Here is a 22,605-nt window from a genome sequence, read left to right on the forward strand (position 1 = left end):
CTGCCAGCCGGCCCGTGCCCGGCTCCTTCCGGGTACGCGGAAGGGCGGGGTGGTCACCCACCCCGCCCCGTCGCTGTCCAGGTCGGTCAGTCCTCGGTCCGCTCGTCGGTCGGGGTGACGAGAACGACCTTCCGGCGGCGGGAGAGCACCAGCAGCGCCCCGCCGGCCAGCAGGATGGCCGCGCCGATCCCACCGATCAACCCGACCTGCACACCGGTCACCGGCAGGCCGCCGCCGGCACCGCCGCCCCCGGTCGGCGCGGGACTCGCCGTCGCGCCACCGGTCGGCGTCGGCTCCGCGGTCGGAGTCGGGGTCGGGGTCGGGGTGGGCTCCGTGCTCAGGTCGACGAAGACGTCGAACTGGGCGGTGTTGTCGCCGTCGTCGGTCTCGGTGAAGGTGCGCCGCTGCGTTGTAGTACTCGCCCGGCGCCAGCACCGCGCGACCGTCCTCGCAGTACGCCGTCGCCAGGCCGCCCAGGTCCTGCTCCTCGTGCTACCGGAGCGACGTCCCGCAGCGCCAGAAGCTGATCGATGGATTCGTCCGTCCTGTGCGGAGACAGCGACAGCAGGGGCGGGATGGTGACCCATCCCGCCCCTGCTGCCGTGCGTTATGTGAACGACCCTCGCGGGCCGATGGAGGACGACCGTCAGGCGCAGCGTAGCGGCCGGCGGCGTCGCGCGGGCCAAGGTCGCGCTGGTCGCAGCCGTCCTGTTACCTGGCCGGCCGTCGACCCGGCCGTTCGGTGGAGGGACCGGGGGTCGTCAGTTGACCTCGACCAGCGGGAGCGACTTCCCGACCCCGCCACCCGGCAGGGCGATCGAGGAGAAGTGCGAGACCACCCGCTCGTCGCTCGGGTCGTCGGCCGGGGTGTGGTGCACCGCGAGGCGGTTGTAGAGGGTGTCCCGCTGGGCGGGGATGCGGTCGGCCGTGCGGATCATCGAGATCAGCTCGTGCAGGTTCGAGCGGTGCCGGGCGCCGGCCGAGGAGATGACGTTCTCCTCCAGCATGATCGAGCCGAGGTCGTCCACCCCCATGTGCAGGGCGAGCTGACCGACGTCCTTGCCGGTGGTCAGCCACGACGCCTGCAGGTGCGGCACGGTCTCGAAGAAGAGCCGGGCCACCGCGATCAGCCGCAGGTATTCCAAGGTGGTCGCCTGGGTGCGGCCCTTCAGGTGGTTGTTCTCCGGCTGGTAGGTCCACGGGATGAACGCGCGGAAGCCGCCGGTGCGGTCCTGCACGTCGCGGATCATCCGCAGGTGCTCGATCCGCTCGACGTGGGTCTCGCCGGTGCCCATCATCATGGTCGCCGTCGACTCCAGGCCCTGCCGGTGCGCCAGCTCCATGACCTCCAGCCAGCGCGCGCCCGACTCCTTGAGCGGCGCGATCGCCCGGCGCGGCCGGTCCGGCAGCATCTCGGCGCCGGCGCCGGCGATCGAGTCCAGACCGGCGGCCTTGATCCGCGCGATCGCCTCGTCCAGGCTCACCCCGGAGACCTTGGCCATGTGCAGGATCTCGCTCGGGCCGATCGAGTGGATGGCGAGCTGCGGGTACGCCTGCTTGACGGCGGAGAACAGCTCCTCGTAGTACTCCACGCCGTAGTCCGGGTGGTGGCCGCCCTGGAGCATCACCTGGGTGGCGCCCAGCTCGACCGCCTCGCCACACCGGCGCAGGATCTCCTCGGTCGGGTGGGTCCAGCCCTCCTTGTGCTTGGGCGCGCGGTAGAAGGCGCAGAACTTGCACGCCGTCACGCAGACGTTCGTGTAGTTGATGTTGCGGTCGATCAGGTAGGTGACGATGTTGTCCGGGTAGCGCCGCCGGCGCACCGCGTCGGCCGCCTCGCCCAGCGGGTGGAAGGGCGCCTCGGTGTAGAGCAGCAGGGCCTCCTCGGGCGTGATCCGCCCGCCGTCCGCGCCGCGCTGCAGGATGTCGTCGATCTCCCGGCTCACCGTCACGTCCCCGAGGGTACGCCGCTGTGACGCCGAACCCGCCGGGGGTGCTCGCCGATGTGACGCCTCCGCCCGGCTCAGTTCATCCCCGGGCTGGCCACCACAAGGCCGACCGACTTCGCGGCGCCCAGCAGTCGCCGGTCGTAGGTGACGAACGCGACGAAGTCGGCGCCGGCCTGGCGGGCCAGATTCTCCGCCGTGGCGAGGTGAATGGCGTCCAGGCTGCGCAGCAGGGGTTCCGCATACGCACCGGCCGCCGCCCGGACCGCCGCGTCGATCTCGACCCGGTAGAGCCGCCCCAGCACCGACGGGACGCCGACCAGCGCCTGCGGCGCGGCACGACGCAACGCCCGCGGCACCTCGACCTCGACCAGGGCCGACGAGACAAGTGGCGCTCCGGCGTGGTCATTGAGCCAGGCGATCAGATCGGGCGTCTCGTCCTCACGCCGGAGCATCTTGATGACGGCCGCCGAGTCGAGATAGATCACCAGCGCTCCTCGTCACGCGCGTCCGCCAGGACGGCGGCGACGTCCACGGCGGGGTCGCCGAGCACCGGAGGCATCGGAATCGGCCCGGCCGCGGTTGGTGCGGTCGCCCGCCCCTCGGCAACCAGGCGGCCGAGGAGCGCGTCGCCGGCCAGCACCGGGACGAGACGGGCGATCGGCTCGCCGCGATCGGTCACCTCGACCGTCTCGCCCGCACGGACCCGGGCCAGCACCCGGCTCGTGTGCTGGTTGAGTTCCCGGACCGCGATCTGCTCCATGCTCCGATTGTAGAACGGTTTGTTCTACGGAGCGCGCCGGCGGGACAACGGATTTACTGATCTTGGCTTATCGTGCGGTGCTCTCAGACTTCGATCAAGGACGAATCGTGACCGCACCCTTCGCCAACACCCCCCTGGTCCCGCCCGCGCCCCAGCCCGCGGCCTGGCCCGGCGCCACCCTCACCTGCCGCTGCTGCGGCTCGTACCCGCGATCAAGGCAACGCTCCACGGGCACCAGGGTTTCCTCATCTTCATGCGCGTCCTCACCCAGCACGGCCCGTTCTGCCGGTCGTGCGGCATCGCCGTCTGCCGGGACATGAGCGCGAAGACCCTCTGGCAGGGCTGGTGGGGGTTCCTCTCGATGATCATCACGCCGCTGGTCCTCATCGGGAACCTCATCACCCGCGTGCGGCTCGGCCGCCTCGGCGAACCCGTGCCGGGTGCCCCGGGCACACCCGCGACGCCGGGCAAGCCGGTGTTCCGGCGGGCCGCCGTGTTCGGTCTCGTCGTTCCCGTGGTGATCGCCTTCGCCGTCGGGTGGTCGATCTCCACGGACCCGTCCTACGCCGACGTGGGCGCCTGCGTCAGCGCCACCGGCACGGACACCGACCCGTCCGTCAGCGTCGTCGACTGCGGCGACCAGACGGCGACCTACGTCATCGTGGGCAAGGTCGAGGACACCACCGACGACGCCCGGTGCGACCGGTTCGCCGGCGCGGTCGCGGCCTACACCGAGGAGCGCGACTCGCAGAAGCTCCTCCTCTGCCTCGGCCAGAATCGCTGACCGTCGCCGCGCGCCGGCGCCTGCACGGGCAGGAACCGGCGCGCGGCGCCGTCAGGCGTCGTAGTCGACGGTGAGCTTGTCGGTGACCGGGCTGGACTGGCAGGTGAGCACGTAGCCGGCGGCCACCTCGTCCGGCTCCAGCGCGTAGTTGCGGGCCATGGTCACCTCGCCGGCGACCACCTTGGCCTTGCAGGTCGAGCAGACCCCGCCCTTGCAGGCGTAGGGCAGCTCGCCGCGGACCTTGAGCGCTGCGTCCAGCACCCGCTCGTCGCGGCCCATGGTGAAGCTCGACGAGCGCCCGTCCAGCACGATCGTCACCTCGGCGCCGGCGCCGGGCTCGTCGGTCGGGCGGCGGATCGGCTCCGGCGGCGCGTCGACGTGGAACAGCTCGGCGTGCACCGCCGAGTCGGGCACGCCCCGGCCGGCGAACACCTCCTTGGCGTCCACCACCATCCCGTACGGACCGCAGAGGAACCACTCCTCGATCGCGTCGGCGGGGACGACGGTGTCGAGCAGCCGGGTCAGCCGATCGGCGTCGATGCGCCCGGACAGCAGCGCGGACTCGCCCATCTCCCGGGAGAGCACGTGCACCAGGTGCAGCCGGGTCGGCCAGCGGTCCTTCAGGTCGGCCAGCTCCTCGGCGAACATCACCGTGTTCGCCGTGCGGTTGCCGTACACCAGGGTGAAGGTGCTGGCCGGCTCGACGGACAGCGCGGTCGCGACCAGCGAGAGCACCGGGGTGATGCCGGAGCCGGCGACCACCGCGCCGTAGTGGCGCACCCGGTCCGGGGCGAACGCGGAGGTGAAGTGCCCGAGCGGGGGCAGCACCTCGACCGTGTCGCCGCCGCGCAGGGCGCCGCAGGCGTACGCCGAGAAGGCGCCGCCGGGAACCTCCCGCACCCCGATCCGCAGGCGGCCGTGCCGGGCCAGGTCGTCGGGGGTCGAGCAGATCGAGTACGACCGCCGCACGTCCGCCCCGTCCGCACCGACCCGCCGGACGGTCAGGTGTTGCCCGGCGGAGAACGCGAACGTCTCCCGCAGCTCCTCGGGCACGGCGAAGGTGATCGCCACGGCGTCGTCGGTGAGCCGGTCGACGGCGGCGACGGGCAGCGGGTGGAAGGCCGGCCGGCGGCGGACCGGTCGGGTGATCGTGACAGTCACAGCGCCTTCAGGTGGTCGAAGGGTTCGGAGCAGGAGCGGCAGCGCCACAGGGCCTTGCATGCGGTGGAGCCGAACCGGCTGACCTGCTCGGTCTCCGGGGAGCCGCAGCGCGGGCAGCGGACGGCCAGGGTGAGCGGGACGACGGACCCGCCGCGCACCGGCGCGGGTGGCGCGATGCCGGCGGCGGCCAGCTTGGCCCGGCCGCCCTCGGAGATCCAGTCGGTGCTCCACGCCGGGGCGTACACCGTCCGGACCTCGGCGTCCGGATGGCCGGCGGCGGCGAGCGCGCGGCGGATGTCCGCCCGGATCACGTCCATGGCCGGGCAGCCGGTGTAGGTGGGGGTGATGGTGACGACGACCCGGCCGGTGGCCGCGTCCTCGTCGACCGACCGCAGGATGCCCAGCTCGTCGATGGTGACGACCCGGATCTCCGGGTCCACCACCGCCGCCACGGCCGCCCTGGGGTCCGTCACCAGTGCCCCCTTTCGTTCGCGACTGCGGGGCTCCGCTTCGCTGCACTCCTCGCGCTCACCACTTCGCCCCCGGGTGGGCGCGGTGCAGCACCTGCATCTCGGCCAGCAGGTAGGAGAGGTGTTCGGTGTGGACGCCGGACCGGCCGCCACCGGGCGCCCAGCCGTCCGCCGGCCGGGTCAGCGTCGCCTCGTCGAGCACCGCGGACACGACGGCGTCGAAGTCGGCCCGCAGGGTGGCCGGGTCGACCGGCGCCGCCGGGTCCGCGGTGAAGAGTTCCTGGGTGTACGGCCACACCTGGTCGACCGCGTCCTGCATGCGCCGGTGCGACTCGTCGGTGCCGTCGCCGAGCCGCTTCACCCAGAGCGAGGCGTGGTCCAGGTGGTACGCCGACTCCTTGCGCGCCTTCGCCCCGATGGCGGCCAGCCGCTCGTCGGCGCACCCGCTCAGCGCGGTGTAGAGCGGGAGCTGGTAGGCGGCCAGGAAGAACAGCTTCGCCATGGTCACGCCGAAGTCGCCGTTGGGCAGCTCGACCAGGAGGCAGTTGTGGAACTCCCGGTCGCCACGCAGGTAGGCCAGCGCGTCCTCGTCGCGCCCGGCGCCCTCCAGCTCGCCCGCGTACGTGAGCAGCAGGCGGGCCGCGCCGAGCTGGTCGAGGGCGATGTTGGCCAGGGCGATGTCCTCCTCCATCTCCGGCGCACGGGAGGTCCACTCGCCGAGCCGCTGCGCCGCGATCAGCGCGTCGTCGCCCAGGGCGAGGGTGAAGTCGAACGGGCTGCTCACAGGTGGGCCACCCCGTCCGGCACCTCGTAGAAGGTGGGGTGGCGGTAGACCTTGTCCGCCGCCGGGTCGAAGAAGGCGTCCTTCTCGTCCGGGCTGGACGCGGTGATCGCGCTCGCCGGCACCACCCAGATCGACACGCCCTCCTGGCGCCGGGTGTAGAGGTCCCGGGCGTTGCGCAGGGCCAGCTCGGCGTCGGGGGCGTGCAGGCTGCCGACGTGGGTGTGCGACAGCCCGCGCCGGGCCCGCACGAAGACCTCCCAGAGAGGCGAATGGTCCGTGCTCATGCCGCCACCTTCTCCTTGTTCCGCTGCTTCGCCGCGTACGCCGCGGCGGCCTCCCGCACCCAGGCGCCGTCGGAGTGGGCCCGGCGCCGGTGCTCCATCCGCTCCCGGTTGCACGGCCCGTTGCCCTTGATCACCTGCATCAGCTCGTCGTAGTCGGGCTGGGTGTAGTCGTGGGCCTGCCGCTGCTCGTTCCACCGCAGGTCCGGGTCGGGGATGGTGAGGCCGAGGATCTCCGCCTGCTGCACGCACATGTCGACGAAGCGCTGGCGTAGCTCGTCGTTGGAGAAACGCTTGATCTTCCAGGCCATCGACTGGGCGCTGTGCGTGGAGTCTCCGTCCGGCGGGCCGAACATGGCCAGTGACGGGTACCACCAGCGGTCCACCGCGTCCTGGGCCATGGCCTTCTGTTCCGGGGTGCCGTGGGCCAGGGTGTGCAGGATCTCGTAGCCCTGGCGCTGGTGAAACGACTCCTCCTTGCAGACCCGGATCATGGCGCGGGCGTAGGGGCCGTAGGAGCAGCGGCACAGCGGGACCTGATTGACGATCGCGGCGCCGTCGACCAGCCAGCCGATCGCGCCCACGTCGGCCCAGGTCAGGGTCGGGTAGTTGAAGATCGAGCTGTACTTCTGCCGGCCGTCGATCAGCAGCTCGACCAGCTCGTCGCGGCTGACGCCGAGCGTCTCCGCGGCGGCGTAGAGGTAGAGGCCGTGGCCGGCCTCGTCCTGCACCTTGGCCAGGAGGATCGCCTTGCGCTTGAGCGAGGGGGCCCGGCTGATCCAGTTGCCCTCCGGCTGCATGCCGATGATCTCGGAGTGCGCGTGCTGGGCGATCTGCCGGATCAGCGTCTTCCGGTACGCCTCCGGCATCCAGTCCCGCGGCTCGATCTTCTGGTCGGCGTCGATCACGTCCGCGAAGTACGCCGCGAAGTCCTCGTCCGGCGCCGGGCCGCCGCGCCGGGCGCGCGCCGCCGCCTCGCGCAGCGCGGCCTCCGCCGCCTCCACCTCGCCGAGCAGGCCGCCGCCCGGGCCGTCCTCGGGCGGGGCGAAGTCATTGCCATACATGAGGCCAGTGTTACAGCTCGCGCCCGATGACACCAGAGGGTGTAACAGGTTTCCCGACCCACCTTCTGTCACCGGGCGACCGCTTCCCGTGACGACCCCTGACCTGCTGGAACGCTGTGACGTCCACCACGCGGAGAAGATGAATCCTCACAAGGACGGCATAGCGGCCCAATGTCCCGCCATCACGGCGAGTTGCCGGGCGTCGGGATCTGGCATCCGGCCTGTCCGGAAGTAGACTTCGCCCGGCACACCGATCGGCTGCTGACGATCGCCACCGGCTCCAGGCCATTCCCCCGGCCTCGGCGATCAGGCCGAAACACATTCGGAAAGCGCCGGTCCCCCCGGCCAGACAATCTGGAGTTCACCCACTCATGCGACCTCGCGTGACCATGGTGCTCGCCATCGTGGCGGTCCTTCTCGGTGGCGGCATGCTGGTCCCCGCTGCGTACGCCAAGCTCTCCGGCGGCGACGGGATCAGCGGTCTCGGCGGCATCGGCGGCGGCGTGGCGCAGGTTCCCACGCCCGCACCGACCGCGCCTCCGGAGCCGACGCTGGCCGCGGGGCCGGTCTCGGTGAACTTCAAGGGCAAGTTCTTCTCCTGGGCGCTGATGGACCGGAAGACCGGCAAGATCAGCGGCGCGCCGAACATGACGTCGACCAACTCGACCGAGTCGATGATCAAGGCGTGGATCGTCTCCGACTACCTGCGCGAGCTCGACGGCAAGGAGCCCAGCGCCACGCGCAAGAAGCAGGCCGAGACCGCGATCCGGGACAGCAACGACATCTCGGCCGAGGCGCTCTACAACGCCGGCGGCCGCAAGCCGGTGCTGCTCCGGCTGATCAAGATGTGCAAGCTGACCGACACGAAGATTGAACCCACCAAGGCCAAGTGGGCGTACACCCAGATGTCGCCGCGCGACGCGGTGCGCATGGGCGACTGCATCGGTGACGGCACCGCCGCCGGGCCCAAGTGGACGAAGTGGGTGTTGAACGAGATGGCTCACGTGCGCGGCGGCGTCAAGGACCAGAAGTCCGAGGCCGTCCAGGGCGGTCACTGGGGCATCGTCGACGGCCTGCCCGAGTCGATCACGTCGCAGGGCCCGGTCAGCATCAAGAACGGCTTCACCATGCTCTGGGCCGACGGCCAGTGGCACGTCAACTGCCTCGCGGTGGCCGACGACTGGACCCTGGCCGTGATGATGCGCTATCCCGGCACCGGTGACCCGAAGACCCCCTCGTACGGCGCGAAGGTCTGCGCCAGTGTCGCCACCCAGCTCGTGACCCCGCAGCCCGGCGCCGCCCTCAAGGTGCCGCAGCAGCCGGTCGGGAAGCTCTGATGGCGGGCAGCCGGCGCCGGCCGGGCAGTGACCGCCGCCCGCTGGCCTACAGCGCCGTCGCCGTGATCCTGGTCGGCCTGGTGCTCGTCTCGCTCAGGTTCGTGCCGGGCTCTCCCCTACGCCCCCCGGCCGGCTCGCATTCGCCCGCGGCGGGCACGCGGTCCTCGAACACGCCCACCGATCGCAACGCGCGCCCCGAGCCGTCGCCGTCGCCGTCGCTGGAGCCGCTGCCGTTCCAGGCTCAGGACCTGAGCGACCTGGACATCAAGGGCTGGTACTCCTGGAGCGTGCTGGACAAGCGGACCGGCGAGATCATCGGCTCGAAGAACATGAACGAGACCAGCACCACCGCGTCGTTGATCAAATCCTGGGTTGTCGCCGACTACCTGCGCCGGAGCGCCGAGGCAGGCAGGACCCCGAGCGACGCGAAGCTGGACGACGCCACGCGGATCATCCGGGACAGCGACAACACCCGGGCCCAGGAGTTCTACGAGAGCGTGGGTGGTTCTGCCTCGATCAAGCGGCTGATCTCGATCTGCAAGCTGACCGACAGCAAGGTCGCCAGCGACGGCGGCTGGAGCCGGACGATGCTGTCGCCCCGGGACACCGCGCGGCTCGGCCTCTGCATCGACGACGGCCGGGCCGCCGGGCCGAAGTGGACCAAGTGGCTGCTCAACGAGATGCGGCTGGTCCGCGGTGACGGCGACTTCGGCATCCGCAAGGCCTTCCCCGCCGCCGAACAGAAGCAGATCGCCATCAAGAACGGCTGGATCGACCGGCAGAAGGAGCGGGAATACCACGTCAACTGCCTGGCGATCGGCGACACCTGGACGATGGGCGTGATGGTCAAGACCCCGTTCAGCGCCGCCGGCTCCTGGCAGTACGGCATGGACGCCTGCGAGAAGATCACCGAGGCGCTGCTCCGCGACGCCACCTGATTTCACCCGCTGCGCGAAGCGGCGGTGTCCCGGTCCACCGGGGCACCGCCGCTTCGTCGTCGTGGAGGGCGTCAGCCCTGGAAGAACTCCGGCCCGCCCTCGGGCAGGGCGGGGGCCTCGCCGATGGCGGCCGCACGGCGGGCGAACTCGCGCAGGCCGGCCACCTGCCGCTCGCCCAGGGAGAAGTCGAGGGTACGGAAGTAGGTCGCCAGGGTCTCCGCGTCGAACGGCTCCCAGCGGGCCCCGGCCTCGGCCACCTGGTCCAGCTCGGCCAGGCACAGGTCGCGCGAGCGCAGGAACGCCTCGTGCACCTCCTTGACCCGGCCGGGGTGGGCGGCGGCGAAGTCCCGGCGGACCGCCCAGACGGCGAAGACCATCGGCAGGCCGGTCCACTCGCGCCAGGCCTGCCCGAGGTCGGTCACCGCCAGCCCCTTGCGCGGCGCCTCGTAGAGGGCGCGCAGCGCCACGTCGCCGATCACCACCCCGGCGTCGGCCTCGAGCAGCATCTGGGTCAGGTCCGGCGGGCAGCGGAAGTAGTCAGGGCGGACCCCGTACCGCTCCGCGAGCAGGAGCTGGGCCAGCAGCACCCCGGTGCGCGAGGTGGAGCCGAGCGCCACCCGGGCGCCGTCCAGCTCGGTGAGGGGCCGGGTGGACACCACGTTGACCGAGAGCACCGGGCCGTCGCTGCCGACCGCCAGGTCCGGCAGGAGCAGCAGCTCGTCGGCGTGCCGCAGGTATTCCACCTGGGAGATCGGGCCGATGTCCAGGTCACCGGCGACCAGCGCGGCGTTCAGCCGGTCCGGCGAGTCCTTGTGCAGGTCGACGTCGATCAGCGCGCCGGACCGCATGAGCCCCCAGTAGATGGGCAGGCAGTTGAGGAACTGGATGTGCCCCACGCGCGGGCGGGCGATGCGATCGGCCATGACCCCGACCGTATCCCTGCCACACCGGGCCGGTTCAGCGGGAGGGGGTCGGAGTGGCCAACTCCGCAGGCCGCTCGGCCGTGAACGCGGCGACCGCGCGCGCGGAGCGCTCGGCGCGGACGGCCCGCCACACCGGCCGGGCCGCCGCCACGACCACCAGCACGCCGGCCACCCCGCAGCCGGCGACCAGCGGCCGGGGCGCGGCCACCTCCAGCAGCAGGCCGCCGATCAGGTAGCCGGCCATCCCGGCGCCCTGGACCGCGGACCCGAAGACGGCGAAGGCCCGGCCGCGGGCCGCCTCGGGCACCCGCCGGGCCAGCAGCAGGTTGTTGAAGACGTTGTCGCCACCGTTGCCCACCCCACCGATCAGCCAGATCGGCACGAGCAGCCACGCCGACGGCACCGCGGCCGAGGCGAGCACCGCGAGGCAGCAGCCGCCGAGCAGGACCAGCCCGGCGCCGAGCAGCGACCCGTCGTCGGTGAGCCGGCGGGCGAGCCGGGCGAACAGCCAGCCGCCCAGCACGATGCCCAGCGGCCAGGCGCCGGTGACCAGGCCGTAGACCGTGGTGGTGCTGTGCAGGGTCTCCCGGATGAAGAAGACCTCGATGACGTTGATGGCGCCGACCGCGGCGACCACCGCGGCGAGGCTGCCCACCATCACCACGAGCAGCGGGTCGTGCCGGAACCGCCAGGCGGGCGGCGGCGTCGTGCCGGCGGCGGCCGGCACGGTGGACCGCCGGCCACCCCGTCGGGTACGGATGAGCAGGCCGGCCGCCACCAGCGCCAGGTAGCTCGCGGCGTCGACGAGCAGCGGCACCCGGGTGCCGAACTGGCCGACGAGCAGCCCGGCCAGCGCCGGACCGGCGAGTGCGCCCAGGGTGCCGGCGGTCTGGTTCAGCGCGCCGGCCCGGGGCAGGTCCTCGGCCCGGACCATGACCGGCACCAGCGCCGAGAGCACCGGCTGGGTGACGGCGAGCCCGGCGGCGAGCAGCGCCACCAGCGCGATGATCAGGGCGGGGTGCCCGGCGTACGCGAGCGCCAGGCAGATCGCGGCCTGGCCGAGCCCGGCGGTCACCAGCAGGACCCGGCTGTCCACGCGGTCGGCGAGCCGGCCGGTCAGCGGGGCGAGCGCGACCAGCGGCAGCGTGGCGGCGAGCAGCAGCCCGGAGACGGCGAGCCCGCCGGCCCCGGCCGACTGGAGCGCCAGCGTCAGCGCGCTCGCGGCGAGGAAGTCCCCGCAGCTGGAGACGCCACGGGCGGCGGTGGCGAGCCAGACGTCCGACCAGCGCGACGGACCAGATGCGAAGGGCATATTTCGAAAATAATTCTTCACACCTGGCTGCGCAACCCCGGGCTCAGTCGAGCGGCAGCGCCCGGTACTGCACCGCGACCGTCCGGGAGCCCTCCGGCGGGTCGGGCCGCAGCCGCCGCCGATAGGGGCTGAGCAGCGCCTGGACGGCCTCGTTCAGCTCGGTCAGCTCCTCGGCGGTGACCTGGAGCAGGCTGTCGCTGAACCAGGCCGCCTGATACCAGTCGCGGGGCTCGTCCGGGGCGCGGCGGATCCAGTCCCGGGCGCGCTGGCCGTCCCGGGCCAGGTGCGCGTCGACCAGGGCCAGCTCGGCGGCCCGGGCCTCGGAGTCCGCGTCCTGCCCGGACTCGACGTGGTAGGACGGGCTGAACGCCTGCCACACCCGCTCCCGGGCGTCGCCCCGGCTCGGGGCCTCCTCGATGAGGCCGAACTTCGCCAGCTCCCGCAGGTGATAGCTCGTGGCGCTCGGGGACAGGCCGGCGATCTCGGCACACTCGGTGGCGGTCGCACCGCCCTCCACCGTGCTGAGATGCTCCATGATCGCCATACGGGCCGGGTGGGCCAGCGCCCGCATAACCTGCGGGTCGCTGATCGTCACCCGGCGCTGCTCCGGACGCGCCTCGGTCATGTCACCCATGATTCCCCGCCGGCCGGCGCCGGGGAAATTCGGTTGCCCACCGACCCGACCGGAGTAAGCTGCTCTGTCCCGCCTGACGGCCGTGGTGAGTAGCACCGCACAGGACGTCCCCGCGCCGACCCGAGGTCGGAAACGCGAGCGGCAGCGTTGTTCCCCGTGACGAGGAGTACGTGGATGACCCTGCACGCCCAAGAACAGACCCTCGATGCCGAGCTGGTCGCCGAGCGCGCCCACCTGGACACCTCCCGCGAAGCGCTGCGCCGGATGCGCGAGCGCGCCGAGTCCCTCTTCGCCACCGGCGACAAGGTGGCCGGGGACGCGTACACCGCCGAGCAGCTCGGCCGGCACATGGCCCGGCGGGTCAAGGAACTCGCCGACGACCCGACCACCCCGCTCTTCTTCGGCCGCCTCGACTTCGGGGAGACCGATCCGGACCACGCCGGACGCGACTACCACGTCGGGCGCCGGCACGTCACCGACGAGCTGGGCGAACCGCTCGTGCTGGACTGGCGGGCCCCGGTCTCCCGCTCGTTCTACCGGGCCAGCGCCCGGGACCCCCAGGGTGTCGCGGTCCGGCGCCGGTTCGGGTTCAGCACGGGGGTGCTGACCAGCTTCGAGGACGAGCGCCTGGATCGCGGCGAGGAGCTGGGCACCGCCAGCCGCATCCTCACGGCCGAGATCGAGCGCCCCCGCGTCGGCCCGATGCGCGACATCGTCGCCACCATCCAGCCCGAGCAGGACGAGCTGGTCCGGGCCGACCTGGCCGACTCGATCTGCGTCCAGGGCGCGCCGGGCACCGGTAAGACGGCCGTCGGGCTGCACCGCGCCGCGTACCTGCTCTACCTGCACCGGGAGCGGCTGCGCCGGTCGGGCGTGCTGATCGTCGGGCCGAACCGGGCGTTCATGTCCTACATCGCGGCGGTGCTGCCGGCGCTCGGCGAGGTCGAGGTCGAGCAGGCCACGGTGGAGGACCTGGTCGCCCGGGTGCCGGTACGCGCGGTCGACGCCCCGGCGGTGGCCACCCTCAAGCACGACGTCCGGATGGCCGAGACGCTGCGCCGCGCGGTCGACGCGCACATCGGCACGCCCACCGAGCCGATCATGGTCTCGGACGGCTCGTTCCGCTGGCGGATCGGCCTCGACCCGCTGCACCGGCTGGTCGAGGAGACCCGCCGCGAGGACCTGCCGTACGCGACCGGCCGGGACCGGGTCCGCGCGCGCGTGGTGGGGCTGCTGCAGCGCCAGTCCGAGGCGCGCCGGGCCGAGTCGCCCAGCGACGCCTGGTTGCGCCGGATGAGCAGGGCGAAGCCGGTCACCGAGTTCCTCGACGCGGTCTGGCCGGCGCTCACGCCCGAGGGGCTGCTGCACCGGCTGCGCACCGATCCCGAGGCACTCGCCGCCGCCACCGACGGCCTGCTCACGGCCGAGGAGCAGGAGCTGTTCCGGTCCGGCCCGGTGGGGCGTACCCCGAAGGCGACCCGCTGGACCGCCGCGGACGCGGTGCTCATCGACGAGGCCGCCGGGCTGCTGGAGCGGCCCGCCGGATTCGGGCACGTGGTGGTCGACGAGGCGCAGGACCTCTCTCCGATGCAGTGCCGGGCCATCGCCCGGCGCAGCGAGCACGGCTCGATCACCCTCCTCGGCGACCTGGCCCAGGGCACCGCGCCGTGGGCGGCCACCGACTGGCGGGAGTCCCTGGCCCACCTCGGCAAGCCGGACGCGTCCGTGGTGCCGCTGAGCATCGGCTTCCGGGTGCCGGCCGCGGTGGTCGCCTTCGCCAACCGCCTGCTGCCGGCGCTCGCCGTCGACGTGCCCCCGGCGCAGTCGCTGCGGCGCGACGGGGCGCTCGACGTGCGTACCGTCGAGGACCTGACGGCCGCGGCGGTGGCCGAGGTGCGGGCGGCGCTGGCGCACGACGGCTCGGTCGGCGTGATCGCCGCCGACGACATGGTGGACCGGCTCCGCGCGGCCCTCGCCGACGCGGGCGTCCCGACCGCGACCGCCGACGACGTGGAGGCCGCGGAGCGCGTCACCGTGGTCCCGGCGACCCTGGTCAAGGGCCTGGAGTACGACCACGTGGTGGTCGTCGAGCCGGCCGCGATCGTGGCCGCCGAGCCGCGTGGCCTGCACCGCCTCTACGTGGTGCTGACCCGGGCGGTGTCCCGGCTGGCCGTGCTGCACCGGGAGCCGCTGCCCGCCCCGCTGGCCGGCTGAGCCCGGCCGGCGGCCTCCCGGCGCTCGGGAAATTCCTTCGTTCGTCCACCGGCGGCGCTTAGGATCGGATCATGGGCCGGATCTTCGACATCATCTCCCCGCCGCGCTCCTGAGCGGGGCGGTTCTGCTCACCGTGTCCAGCCTTCACCGGCTGGGCGCGCGGTCCATCCATCGCTGAGTTCGACACGCCCCGCTTCCGCGACCCGATTCCCTTCGTCGCAGGAGCGATTTCTTCATGCTTGTCTCCGAACACCCGGTGGCCACCGCCCGACGCCCCGCCACCGGCCTGTGGTCTCTTGTCCTCGCCGGCGTGCTGTGGGGCACCGGTGGCCCCACCGGCAGCCTCCTCGCCCACGAAACGGGGCTGTCACCGCTGGCGGTGGCGGCCTACCGGCTCGGCGCCGGCGGCGCACTTCTCCTCGTCTCGCTCGGCCTGACCCGGCGACCGCTGCCGCGTGGCCGTCATGCGTGGGTCCGGATGATCGTGAACGGGCTGCTCGCCGCCGTCTTCCAGGCCTGCTTCTTCGGGGCGGTGTCGCTCACCAACGTCAGCCTCGCCACCCTGCTCACGATCGGCGCCTCACCTGCCCTGGTCCTGTCCGCCGAATGGATCACCGGGCGGCGGCGGGTCAGCCCGCGGATGCTCGCCACGGTGGCGCTGGCCATCGGTGGTCTGGCCCTGCTGGTCGGCACGCCGTCCGGCGGCCTCACCGCCGCGAGCGTGCTCGCCGGAGCCGGACTCGCGTTGCTGTCGGCAGCCGGCTTCGCCACCATGACCTTCATCGGCACCCGGCCCGTCACCGGTCTCGACGACCTCGCCGCCACCGGCGTGAGCTTCGCCATCGGCACGGCCGTGCTCGCCCCTGCGGCCACGATGACGGCCGGCATGGCGTTCGTCCCGACACCGGCGTCCGTGGGACTACTGCTCCTGCTCGGCACCGCACCCACCGCGGTGGCGTACGCCCTGTACTTCCGGGGCCTGCACACCACACCCGCCAGCACGGCGGCGCTGATCGCACTGCTGGAACCGCTCGTCGCCACGCTCCTGGCAACGCTGTTCCTCGGCGATCGGCTCGGCCCGACCGGGCTCATCGGCGCCGGGCTCATCACCACCGCCATCGTGCTGAACAGCCGCGGCGCGCGGATCAGCCGGAGATTGCCCCGGCGACGTCCCGCAGCGGGCGGCCGGACTCGGCGATCGGCACGGTGAAGGCGAGCCAGGAGCCGTCGGTGAAGTCGAGGCGGAGGCGCTTCGGGTTCAGCCGGTGCCAGCCCACCCGGGCCGAGGCGACCTCGGCGCGCGACGCCGACCAGGCGATGCCGGTCTCCGCCACGGACCGCTCGTCGTCCTTCCGGCTGGACAGCACCTTCACCGGGCCACTCACACAGACCAGCAGCCGCCGGTCGGTCGCCACCAGCAGGGTGTCCCGCACCGTCAGGTCCGGCCCGGGCGGGTGCAGCGCGTGGCGGAGCCGGGAGGCGGCGGAGCCGGGGGCGCCGCGCCCGGCGATTCCCCAGACCACCCGGTCGACCAGCCGGTCACCCCGCTCGGAACTGATCAGCGGGGAGATCAGGTTGAGCAGCACCGCCCCGGCGCTCACCCCGCCGCCGCCCGCCTCCTGCTTTACCGCGTCGGGCGGCGGAGGTGGCGCCGCCCCCTGGGCCGCTTCGGCCTTCGCGTACGCCAGCACCTGCTCGTTCGGCTCGACCAACTGGCCGATCCGGTCGCGGTATCCGGTGGGGTCCATCGGCTCAGTATCGGTCGTGGCGGTAGCCGTCGTCGGTGCGGCGCTCCGCGGCGGGCGCGTTGCCCATCACCTCGCCGACGATCTCCCGGACCCGGGCGGCGGCGGCCTCCTGGGCCCGGTTCGCCGCGGCGGTGAACTCCTCGGCCAGCGTGTAGGAGTCGAGCCGCATGGCCCGCGCGTTGATCTCGGTGGAGAGAATCCTGCCGTCGGCGGCCGCCGTGACAGTGACCAGGCCGGAGTCGCTCACCCCTTCGGCGCTGCTCTGCTCCAGCTCGGCCATCCGCGCGCCGAGTTCGCGCTGCCACCCGTCCAGGTTGCGGGCGAGCGCCTCGATCCGGTCCAGGGCCGGGAAGGTCATGGCTCTGCCTCTCAGTTCACGATCGAGTCGAAGACGTTCTGCACACCCTTGGTGTACGGGCCCAGGTCCTCCGAGTACGTGCCGTCCACCAGGTAGTTGCGGTCCTTGTGGCCGTCGGAGACGTCGTGGAGGCCGACCCCCGTGTCGAGCAGCGCGCCGCCGATGCCGGGGATGTTGACGGGCGACGCCTGGTTGATGGCGAACTTGCCCGGGAACAGGATGGCGGCCCGCTGGATCTTGAAGGCGAACGCCTCCTTGCTGTAGCCGGACTTGTTCCACGCCCGGTACGCCTTCTTGGCCTTGCGCAGCTCCATGACGACCTTGCGGTAGCGGGTGAGCAGCTCGGCGACCTTCTCCAGCTTGGTGACGAGCTTGGTGAGGATCTCCGCGAACCGGGCCACGATCTTGACCATGCGGCCCACCGTGGTGGCCAGCCGGGCCAGCACCCGGACGACCGTGGCGGCCAGCGTCACGCCGGCGCTGAGCACTGCGGCCACCGCCGCGATGATCACCTCGGTCAGGAACCAGAGCAGGAACTCCAGGATCAGCTCGACCAGCAGGTTGAACGCGTCGACGGCCGCGTTCGCCGCGTCGACCAGCACCTCCTTGGTGCCGTCCAGCCCCTTGGCCAGTTCCTCGATCGCCTCCTCGACGGACTCCATCGAGGCGTGGAACTTCTCCGCCGCGTCGCCGTCCCAGGCGCCGCGTAGCCGCGCCCGGTCGGCGATCTGGTCGCCAGCGATCTGGCGCACCGCCTCGCCGGTGGTGAGTGCGAGCTGGGCCGCCTGCATGAGGTCGTCGGGCTCGCCGGCGACCAGTTCGAGAAGCTGCTCGAACGGCCAGAGCACCGCGTTGGAGAGCGGCTTGAACGGGTCGGGCGTGCCCGACACGATCTGCTCGAAGTAGGTCTTGTTGCGCTGCAGCGCCTCGGTGCTCATCAGGCTCCCCTCAGGCGCCCGGCGTGAACATGTCGGTGGTCGCCACGTCGGTCCCGGTGTAGGCCTCGGCGGTGTCGCTGATCCCCTCGGCGATGTCGGCCATCACCTCGGCGCCGTCCTCCAGCCCCTGCAGGCACGCCTCGAACTGCTCGGCGTAGGCGGCGGCGAGGCCGAACGACGCCGGCATGATGCCGAAGGCGTGCCGGGGCACGTGCCCGTCGTGGAAGACGCGGCGCAGCTCGCGGAAGCGGCCGGCCCGGTCCCGGGACGCGGCGGCGAAGGCGGTCAACGCCTCCGGCTGGACCTCGAGGTTCCGGCTCGGACTCGTCATGGACCCTCCCCAGTGTCCAGTCGCCAGTCACCCGTCGCCGGCGCGGCCGGACAACGGGATTACCACAGTAGGCGATGGGCACCCGTCCGCGCGGGGCAGTGCGACTGGCGCCGGCACGGTAGACAGGTGGCAGCATGCCCGCCCGGTCCCGCCGCCCCTGAGGAGCTGACGATGATCCTGGCTCGCGCCGACCAGGTCAGCCGCCGCTACGGCGAGGTGCTGGCCCTGGACCGGGTCGACCTGACCGTCCGCGCCGGGGAGCTGGTGGGCCTGCTCGGCCCGAACGGCGCCGGCAAGAGCACCCTGCTCAACCTGCTGGTCGGGCTGCGCCGTCCCACCGCCGGCCGGGTCGAGCTGCTCGGCGGCGACCCGCGCGACCCGGCGAGCCGCCGGCAGCTCGGGGTGACCCCGCAGGAGACCGGCCTGCCCGGCACGCTGCGGGTCGGCGAGGTGGTCGACTTCGTCTCCGCGCACTTCCCCGACCCGGTGCCCCGGGGCGAGCTGCTCGCCCGGTTCGGCCTCTCCGACCAGGTGCGCCGGCAGACCGGCGGCCTCTCCGGCGGGCAGCGCCGCCGGCTCGCCGTGGCGCTCGCCTTCGTCGGCCGGCCCCGGCTCGTGGTCCTCGACGAACCCACCACCGGGCTGGACGTGGAGGCCCGGCGCACGCTGTGGGAGGCCGTCCGCGGCTTCCACGCCGAGGGCGGCACGGTCCTGCTGAGCAGCCACTACCTGGAAGAGGTGGAGGCGCTGGCGCAGCGGGTGGTGGTGATCGGGCACGGCCGCGTCCTCGCCGACGACTCGGTCGCGGCGATCCGCGGCATCGTGGGCGTACGCCGGGTCAGCCTGGTCGCCGACGACCTGCCCGCGCTGCCCGGCGTGGTGGCCACCGAGCACACCGAGGGGCGCACCCACCTGCTCACCACCGACGCCGACCAGCTCGTCCGGGGCCTGGTCACGGCCGGCGTGGCGTTCCGCGACCTGGAGGTCCGGCCCACCTCGCTGGAGGAGGCGTTCCTCGCGCTGACCGCCGACGACCGGCCCGCACCGACCCCCGCCTAGGAGACACCGTGCCGCTCGCCCTGGTCCACGCCCGCTACCAGCTCCTGGAGATCATCCGGATCCCGGTCGCGATCTTCGGCAGCGCGTTCTTCCCGGCCGCCACGATGCTCTTCTTCGTCGTGCCGTTCGCCGGTGACGATCCCACCGCCGCCACCTTCGCCACCGCCGCCATGATCACCTTCGCGGTGATGAGCGCCAACATCTTCCAGTACGGGATCGGCGTCGCCGAGGACCGCGACCAGCCGTGGAGCTCGTACAGCCGGACGCTGCCCGCCGGGCCCGGCCCGCGCTTCGCCGGCCGGATCCTGGCCGGTCTGGCGATCACCTACTTCTCCATGCTCCCGGTGGTGGTGATCGCGGCGGTGGCGACCGCGGCCCGGGTCACCCCGGCGCAGTTCCTGCTCGCCGCCGGCGGGGTCGCGGTGATCTCGGTGCCGTTCACGCTGCTCGGGCTGGCCATCGGCTACTCGCTGCCCAGCAAGGCCGCGATCGTGGTCGCCCAGCTCATCTTCTTCCCGCTCGCCTTCGGGGGCGGACTCCTCTTCGGCCCGGACAACGCACCCGGCTTCGTCGACGCGATAGCGCCCTACGTGCCCACCCGCGGTGCGCTGGAGCTGATGTGGGCGGCCGTGACCGACTGGCGGCTGAACCCGACCTCCATGGTCATGCTCGGCGTGTGGATCGTGGTGTTCGCCGCGGTCGCCGGGTGGGCGTACCGGCGGGACGAGGGGCGCCGCTTCACCTGACCTTTTGTCCGATTCCGGCCCGGCGGCCGGTCGGACGGTGCCACGATGCCGGCAGGGCGTGCCAGCGGGGCCGCTCCCGGCGAGAGGGGTCAGCGTGGACGGCGTGGAGCCCGGCACGCCCTGCTGGGCCGACCTGGCCACACCCGGGCTGGACGACGCGAAGCGGTTCTACCCGGAGCTGTTCGGCTGGACCGGCCGGGTGTCCGCGGAGCCGACCGCCGGCGGCTACACCACGTTCCTCAAGGACGGCCGGGCGGTCGCCGGGGCCGGGCCGCCCGCCACTGACGACCAGGTGCCGGTCTGGTCGACGTACGTGGCGACCGATGACGCCGACCTGGTCGCCACCCGGGTGGAGGCGGCCGGTGGCCAGGTGGTGGTCTCCCCGTTCGACGTCCTCGACCAGGGCCGGATGGCCGTCCTCTCGGATCCCGCCGGTGCGGTGTTCAGCGTCTGGCAGCCGATGGCCATGCGGGGGGCGGAGTTGTTCAACGCCCCCGGCTCGATGTGCTGGAACGAGCTGGTCACGCCCGACCCCGAGGGGGCGAAGGACTTCTACGCGCTGGTCTTCGGCTGGCACCCCGAGGAGCGGGCGGCCGGTCCGGTCACCTACACGGGGTGGCGGTGCGGTGCCCGGATCGTCGCGGGCATGCTGCCCCAGCTGGAGCCGCTGCCCGAGGACCTGCCGGCCTACTGGTCGGTCTACTTCGCGGTCGAGGACGCGGACGCCACGGCGGCCCGGGCCGCCGAGCTGGGCGGCACCATCCTCGTCCCGCCCCGGGACAACCCGGCCGGCCGCAGCGCCGCGCTCCGCGACCCCGAGGGCGCCCTGTTCTCGGTCACGGCCCTCCGCTGAGCGGCCCGTCAGCGGGGGCGGACGGGGACCACGAGGGGGCCGTGGTCGCCGGGGATGACCCGGACGTTGGCGCGGTAGTGGGTGGCCAGCAGGGCCTCGGTGAGGACCTCCTGCGGTGGTCCGGCCGCGGCGACCCGGCCGTCGGCGAGCAGGACCAGGCGGTCGGCGTACTCGCCGGCGATGGAGAGGTCGTGCATGGTGGCGAGCACGGTCAGGTCGTGCTCGCGGCGGAGCTGGTCGACCAGCTCCAGCACCTCCTGCTGGTGGCCGATGTCCAGCGCGCTGGTGGGCTCGTCGAGCAGCAGCAGGGTGGCGCCCTGCGCCAGCGCCCGGGCCAGGAAGACCCGCTGCCGCTCGCCGCCGGACAGGGTGGCCAGCTCGCGGCGCCCGAACGCGCCCAGGTCGAGCCGGTCCAGCACCTCGTGCACGGCGGCCAGGTCGGCCGTGGACTCCCGGCCCAGCGCCGGGATGTACGGGGTGCGCCCCAGCAGCACGTAGTCGAAGACCGACATGCCGGCCGGCACCACCGGGGACTGCGCCACGGTGGCCACCACCCGGGCCCGGTCGCGGCGGCGGAGGGAGTTGATCGGCGTACCGAAGAGGGAGACCGCGCCCGGCGCGGGCAGCAGGCCGCCGACGGCGCGCAGCAGGGTCGACTTGCCGGCGCCGTTCGGACCGATCACGGTGACCCACTCGCCCACCGCGACCGCCAGGTCGACGCCGGCCAGGATCGGCGTGCCGCCCAGCTCGACCCGGAGGCCGCGCAGCTCCACGGCGGGGGCGGTCATGTCAGCACCCGGCGGGCGGTGCGCAGGACCAGCACGAAGAACGGGCCGCCGAGCAGGGCGGTGACCACGCCGATGGGAATCTCGGCGGGGGCCGCGGCGGTGCGGGCCACCACGTCGGTCAGCGCCAGGAACGCCCCGCCGAAGAGCATCGACAGGGGCAGGATCACCCGGTAGCTCGACCCGGCGAGCAGCCGCACGGTGTGCGGCACGATGATGCCGACGAAGCCGATCAGGCCGGAGGCGGAGACCGCGGCGGCGGTGCCCAGCGAGGCGGCCGCGATGAGCAGGTAGCGGGAGCGCTGCGGGTGCAGCCCGAGGCTGGTGGCCTCGTCGTCGCCGACGGAGAGCACGTCCAGCTCGCGCCGGTGCAGGAGCACCACCACGGCGGTGAGCACGAAGTAGGGCAGGACCAGCCGGACGTCGTGCCAGCCGGCGGTGGCCAGTCGCCCGAGCAGCCAGGAGTAGACCTGCTGGATGCTGTCGGAGTTGCGCTGCAGCAGGTAGGTCTGCCCGGCGGAGAGGAACGCCGAGACCGCCACCCCGGCCAGGATCAGCGTGGCCGGTGACCGGTCGCGCCCGCCGGCCGCGCCGAGCAGGTACGTCATGAGCACCGCGCCGAGCGAGCCGACGAACGCGGCCAGGGGAATGGTGAGCGGCATCCCGGTCAGCGCCCCACCGGCCCCGGCGCCGAGCGCGATCACGGCGGTCACCGCGAGTCCGGCCCCGGCCGCCACGCCCAGCAGGTACGGGTCGGCCAGCGGGTTGCGGAAGACGCCCTGGTAGCAGCCGCCGGCCAGGGCGAGCAGGGCACCGACGAGCAGGCCGAGCACGACCCGGGGCAGCCGCAGCTCGGTGACGATGGCGATCTCCCGCTCGGTGAGCCCGCTGTCCAGGTGCACCCCGGGCAGAAGGTTGAGCAGTTCGGCGGCGACGCTGCCCGGCGGCAGGCTGACCGGGCCGAGCGAGACGCCCGCCACCAGCGCCACCAGCACCGCGCCGATGCCGGCGAGCAGCCAGCGGGTGCGTAGCCCGGCCGGCCGGACCGTCGCACCCGGTCCGGCCGGAGGCCGCTTCCCCACCGGCGCGGGCGGGTTCACGTCGGGCATGCCGGCCGGCCGGGACGCGTCGGGCGTCCCGGCCGGCCGGTGGGCGTTGTCCGCCGGTCGCACGGTC

General features: G+C 73.1%; 25 protein-coding genes and 1 pseudogene. 8 read left to right on the top strand and 18 right to left on the bottom strand.

Going from position 1 to position 22,605, the window contains the following annotated elements:
• Window positions 1-86: 86 nt before the first annotated feature.
• The 4 genes and pseudogenes from GA0070214_RS09095 to GA0070214_RS09110 all read right to left on the bottom strand — a co-directional run.
• Window positions 87-425, bottom strand: a pseudogene (locus GA0070214_RS09095) (LPXTG cell wall anchor domain-containing protein); the annotation flags it as partial.
• Window positions 426-761: 336 nt separating this feature from the next.
• Window positions 762-1,952, bottom strand: coding sequence for a cyclic dehypoxanthinyl futalosine synthase (gene mqnC, locus GA0070214_RS09100; RefSeq protein WP_091261248.1), 1,191 nt, complete (start codon window positions 1,950-1,952; stop codon window positions 762-764).
• A 71-nt stretch (window positions 1,953-2,023) separates the two neighbouring features.
• Window positions 2,024-2,434 (bottom strand): type II toxin-antitoxin system VapC family toxin, encoded by a 411-nt coding sequence (locus GA0070214_RS09105; RefSeq protein WP_091261254.1) that lies wholly within the window; start codon window positions 2,432-2,434, stop codon window positions 2,024-2,026.
• Window positions 2,431-2,709 carry a type II toxin-antitoxin system Phd/YefM family antitoxin gene (locus GA0070214_RS09110; RefSeq protein WP_091261257.1) on the bottom strand — a complete coding sequence of 93 codons (279 nt, stop codon included), beginning with the start codon at window positions 2,707-2,709 and terminating at the stop codon, window positions 2,431-2,433. The genes GA0070214_RS09105 and GA0070214_RS09110 overlap by 4 nt, the downstream gene beginning before the upstream one ends.
• Before the next feature lie 253 nt (window positions 2,710-2,962).
• On the opposite strand from GA0070214_RS09110, the gene GA0070214_RS09115 reads away from it, so the two are divergent.
• The gene (locus GA0070214_RS09115) at window positions 2,963-3,493 is read left to right on the top strand and encodes an LppU/SCO3897 family protein (RefSeq protein ID WP_091261259.1); all 531 of its coding nucleotides are present in this window, start codon (window positions 2,963-2,965) and stop codon (window positions 3,491-3,493) included.
• Between the two features lie 51 nt (window positions 3,494-3,544).
• Here the strand turns inward: GA0070214_RS09115 and paaE are convergent, their stop codons facing one another.
• The 5 genes from paaE to paaA are packed head-to-tail and all read right to left on the bottom strand — an operon-like array spanning window position 3,545 to window position 7,253.
• Window positions 3,545-4,654, bottom strand: coding sequence for a 1,2-phenylacetyl-CoA epoxidase subunit PaaE (gene paaE, locus GA0070214_RS09120; protein WP_091261262.1), 1,110 nt, complete (start codon window positions 4,652-4,654; stop codon window positions 3,545-3,547).
• The gene (gene paaD, locus GA0070214_RS09125) at window positions 4,651-5,127 is read right to left on the bottom strand and encodes a 1,2-phenylacetyl-CoA epoxidase subunit PaaD (RefSeq protein WP_091261264.1); all 477 of its coding nucleotides are present in this window, start codon (window positions 5,125-5,127) and stop codon (window positions 4,651-4,653) included. Before paaD ends, paaE begins: the two co-directional genes overlap by 4 nt.
• 55 nt (window positions 5,128-5,182) lie before the next feature.
• A complete protein-coding gene (gene paaC, locus GA0070214_RS09130) occupies window positions 5,183-5,908 on the bottom strand; it encodes a 1,2-phenylacetyl-CoA epoxidase subunit PaaC (protein WP_091261266.1) in 726 nt (241 codons plus the stop codon).
• Window positions 5,905-6,192 (bottom strand): 1,2-phenylacetyl-CoA epoxidase subunit PaaB, encoded by a 288-nt coding sequence (paaB, locus tag GA0070214_RS09135; protein ID WP_091261268.1) that lies wholly within the window; start codon window positions 6,190-6,192, stop codon window positions 5,905-5,907. Before paaB ends, paaC begins: the two co-directional genes overlap by 4 nt.
• The gene (gene paaA / locus GA0070214_RS09140) at window positions 6,189-7,253 is read right to left on the bottom strand and encodes a 1,2-phenylacetyl-CoA epoxidase subunit PaaA (RefSeq protein WP_091261270.1); all 1,065 of its coding nucleotides are present in this window, start codon (window positions 7,251-7,253) and stop codon (window positions 6,189-6,191) included. The genes paaB and paaA overlap by 4 nt, the downstream gene beginning before the upstream one ends.
• A gap of 371 nt (window positions 7,254-7,624) precedes the next feature.
• Between paaA and GA0070214_RS09145 the strand changes: the two genes are divergently transcribed.
• Together GA0070214_RS09145 and GA0070214_RS09150 are read left to right on the top strand one after the other, a co-directional pair.
• Window positions 7,625-8,590: a hypothetical protein gene (locus tag GA0070214_RS09145; RefSeq protein ID WP_091261272.1), complete on the top strand. Its 966-nt coding sequence runs from the start codon at window positions 7,625-7,627 to the stop codon at window positions 8,588-8,590.
• Window positions 8,590-9,528, top strand: coding sequence for a serine hydrolase (locus tag GA0070214_RS09150; RefSeq protein ID WP_091261274.1), 939 nt, complete (start codon window positions 8,590-8,592; stop codon window positions 9,526-9,528). The genes GA0070214_RS09145 and GA0070214_RS09150 overlap by 1 nt, the downstream gene beginning before the upstream one ends.
• A 71-nt stretch (window positions 9,529-9,599) precedes the next feature.
• Here the strand turns inward: GA0070214_RS09150 and GA0070214_RS09155 are convergent, their stop codons facing one another.
• Genes GA0070214_RS09155 through GA0070214_RS09165 form a run of 3 tightly spaced genes read right to left on the bottom strand, consistent with a single transcriptional unit; the run spans window position 9,600 to window position 12,388 of the window.
• Complete coding sequence (locus GA0070214_RS09155; protein ID WP_091261276.1) at window positions 9,600-10,451, bottom strand: menaquinone biosynthetic enzyme MqnA/MqnD family protein; 852 nt, start codon at window positions 10,449-10,451, stop codon at window positions 9,600-9,602.
• A gap of 34 nt (window positions 10,452-10,485) precedes the next feature.
• Window positions 10,486-11,763, bottom strand: a complete 1,278-nt coding sequence (locus tag GA0070214_RS09160) for an MFS transporter (RefSeq protein WP_091261279.1) — start codon at window positions 11,761-11,763, stop codon at window positions 10,486-10,488.
• A gap of 43 nt (window positions 11,764-11,806) precedes the next feature.
• Window positions 11,807-12,388 carry a winged helix-turn-helix domain-containing protein gene (locus tag GA0070214_RS09165; RefSeq protein ID WP_091261515.1) on the bottom strand — a complete coding sequence of 194 codons (582 nt, stop codon included), beginning with the start codon at window positions 12,386-12,388 and terminating at the stop codon, window positions 11,807-11,809.
• A 183-nt stretch (window positions 12,389-12,571) separates the two neighbouring features.
• On the opposite strand from GA0070214_RS09165, the gene GA0070214_RS09170 reads away from it, so the two are divergent.
• Entirely contained in the window at window positions 12,572-14,611 is a 2,040-nt protein-coding gene (locus GA0070214_RS09170; protein WP_091261281.1) for a HelD family protein, read from the top strand.
• Window positions 14,612-14,846: 235 nt separating this feature from the next.
• The gene (locus GA0070214_RS09175) at window positions 14,847-15,821 is read left to right on the top strand and encodes a DMT family transporter (RefSeq protein WP_091261284.1); all 975 of its coding nucleotides are present in this window, start codon (window positions 14,847-14,849) and stop codon (window positions 15,819-15,821) included.
• On the opposite strand, the gene GA0070214_RS09180 is transcribed toward GA0070214_RS09175, so the two are convergent.
• The 4 genes from GA0070214_RS09180 to GA0070214_RS09195 are packed head-to-tail and all read right to left on the bottom strand — an operon-like array spanning window position 15,757 to window position 17,986.
• Window positions 15,757-16,359: a hypothetical protein gene (locus GA0070214_RS09180; RefSeq protein ID WP_091261286.1), complete on the bottom strand. Its 603-nt coding sequence runs from the start codon at window positions 16,357-16,359 to the stop codon at window positions 15,757-15,759. The two genes, GA0070214_RS09175 and GA0070214_RS09180, sit on opposite strands and share 65 nt — an antisense overlap.
• A 4-nt stretch (window positions 16,360-16,363) precedes the next feature.
• On the bottom strand, window positions 16,364-16,717 hold the full coding sequence (locus tag GA0070214_RS09185; RefSeq protein WP_091261289.1) for a YbaB/EbfC family nucleoid-associated protein: 354 nt from the start codon (window positions 16,715-16,717) through the stop codon (window positions 16,364-16,366).
• Between the two features lie 11 nt (window positions 16,718-16,728).
• The gene (locus tag GA0070214_RS09190) at window positions 16,729-17,655 is read right to left on the bottom strand and encodes a WXG100 family type VII secretion target (RefSeq protein WP_091261291.1); all 927 of its coding nucleotides are present in this window, start codon (window positions 17,653-17,655) and stop codon (window positions 16,729-16,731) included.
• A 10-nt stretch (window positions 17,656-17,665) separates the two neighbouring features.
• Window positions 17,666-17,986 (bottom strand): type VII secretion target, encoded by a 321-nt coding sequence (locus GA0070214_RS09195; RefSeq protein ID WP_091261293.1) that lies wholly within the window; start codon window positions 17,984-17,986, stop codon window positions 17,666-17,668.
• A 171-nt stretch (window positions 17,987-18,157) separates the two neighbouring features.
• On the opposite strand from GA0070214_RS09195, the gene GA0070214_RS09200 reads away from it, so the two are divergent.
• The 3 genes from GA0070214_RS09200 to GA0070214_RS09210 all read left to right on the top strand — a co-directional run bounded on the left by GA0070214_RS09200 (window position 18,158) and on the right by GA0070214_RS09210 (window position 20,644).
• Window positions 18,158-19,045, top strand: a complete 888-nt coding sequence (locus tag GA0070214_RS09200) for an ABC transporter ATP-binding protein (RefSeq protein ID WP_091261296.1) — start codon at window positions 18,158-18,160, stop codon at window positions 19,043-19,045.
• 8 nt (window positions 19,046-19,053) lie between these two features.
• Window positions 19,054-19,791 carry an ABC transporter permease gene (locus GA0070214_RS09205; RefSeq protein ID WP_091261298.1) on the top strand — a complete coding sequence of 246 codons (738 nt, stop codon included), beginning with the start codon at window positions 19,054-19,056 and terminating at the stop codon, window positions 19,789-19,791.
• Window positions 19,792-19,885: 94 nt separating this feature from the next.
• Complete coding sequence (locus GA0070214_RS09210) at window positions 19,886-20,644, top strand: VOC family protein (protein ID WP_091261301.1); 759 nt, start codon at window positions 19,886-19,888, stop codon at window positions 20,642-20,644.
• Between the two features lie 8 nt (window positions 20,645-20,652).
• On the opposite strand, the gene GA0070214_RS09215 is transcribed toward GA0070214_RS09210, so the two are convergent.
• Together GA0070214_RS09215 and GA0070214_RS09220 are read right to left on the bottom strand one after the other, a co-directional pair.
• A complete protein-coding gene (locus GA0070214_RS09215) occupies window positions 20,653-21,432 on the bottom strand; it encodes an ABC transporter ATP-binding protein (RefSeq protein WP_091261303.1) in 780 nt (259 codons plus the stop codon).
• Window positions 21,429-22,538, bottom strand: coding sequence for a FecCD family ABC transporter permease (locus tag GA0070214_RS09220; RefSeq protein ID WP_377462986.1), 1,110 nt, complete (start codon window positions 22,536-22,538; stop codon window positions 21,429-21,431). The genes GA0070214_RS09215 and GA0070214_RS09220 overlap by 4 nt, the downstream gene beginning before the upstream one ends.
• Window positions 22,539-22,605: the final 67 nt, after the last annotated feature.

The sequence above is a fragment of the Micromonospora chaiyaphumensis genome, from assembly GCF_900091435.1.
GTDB classification, from domain to species: Bacteria; Actinomycetota; Actinomycetes; order Mycobacteriales; family Micromonosporaceae; genus Micromonospora; species Micromonospora chaiyaphumensis.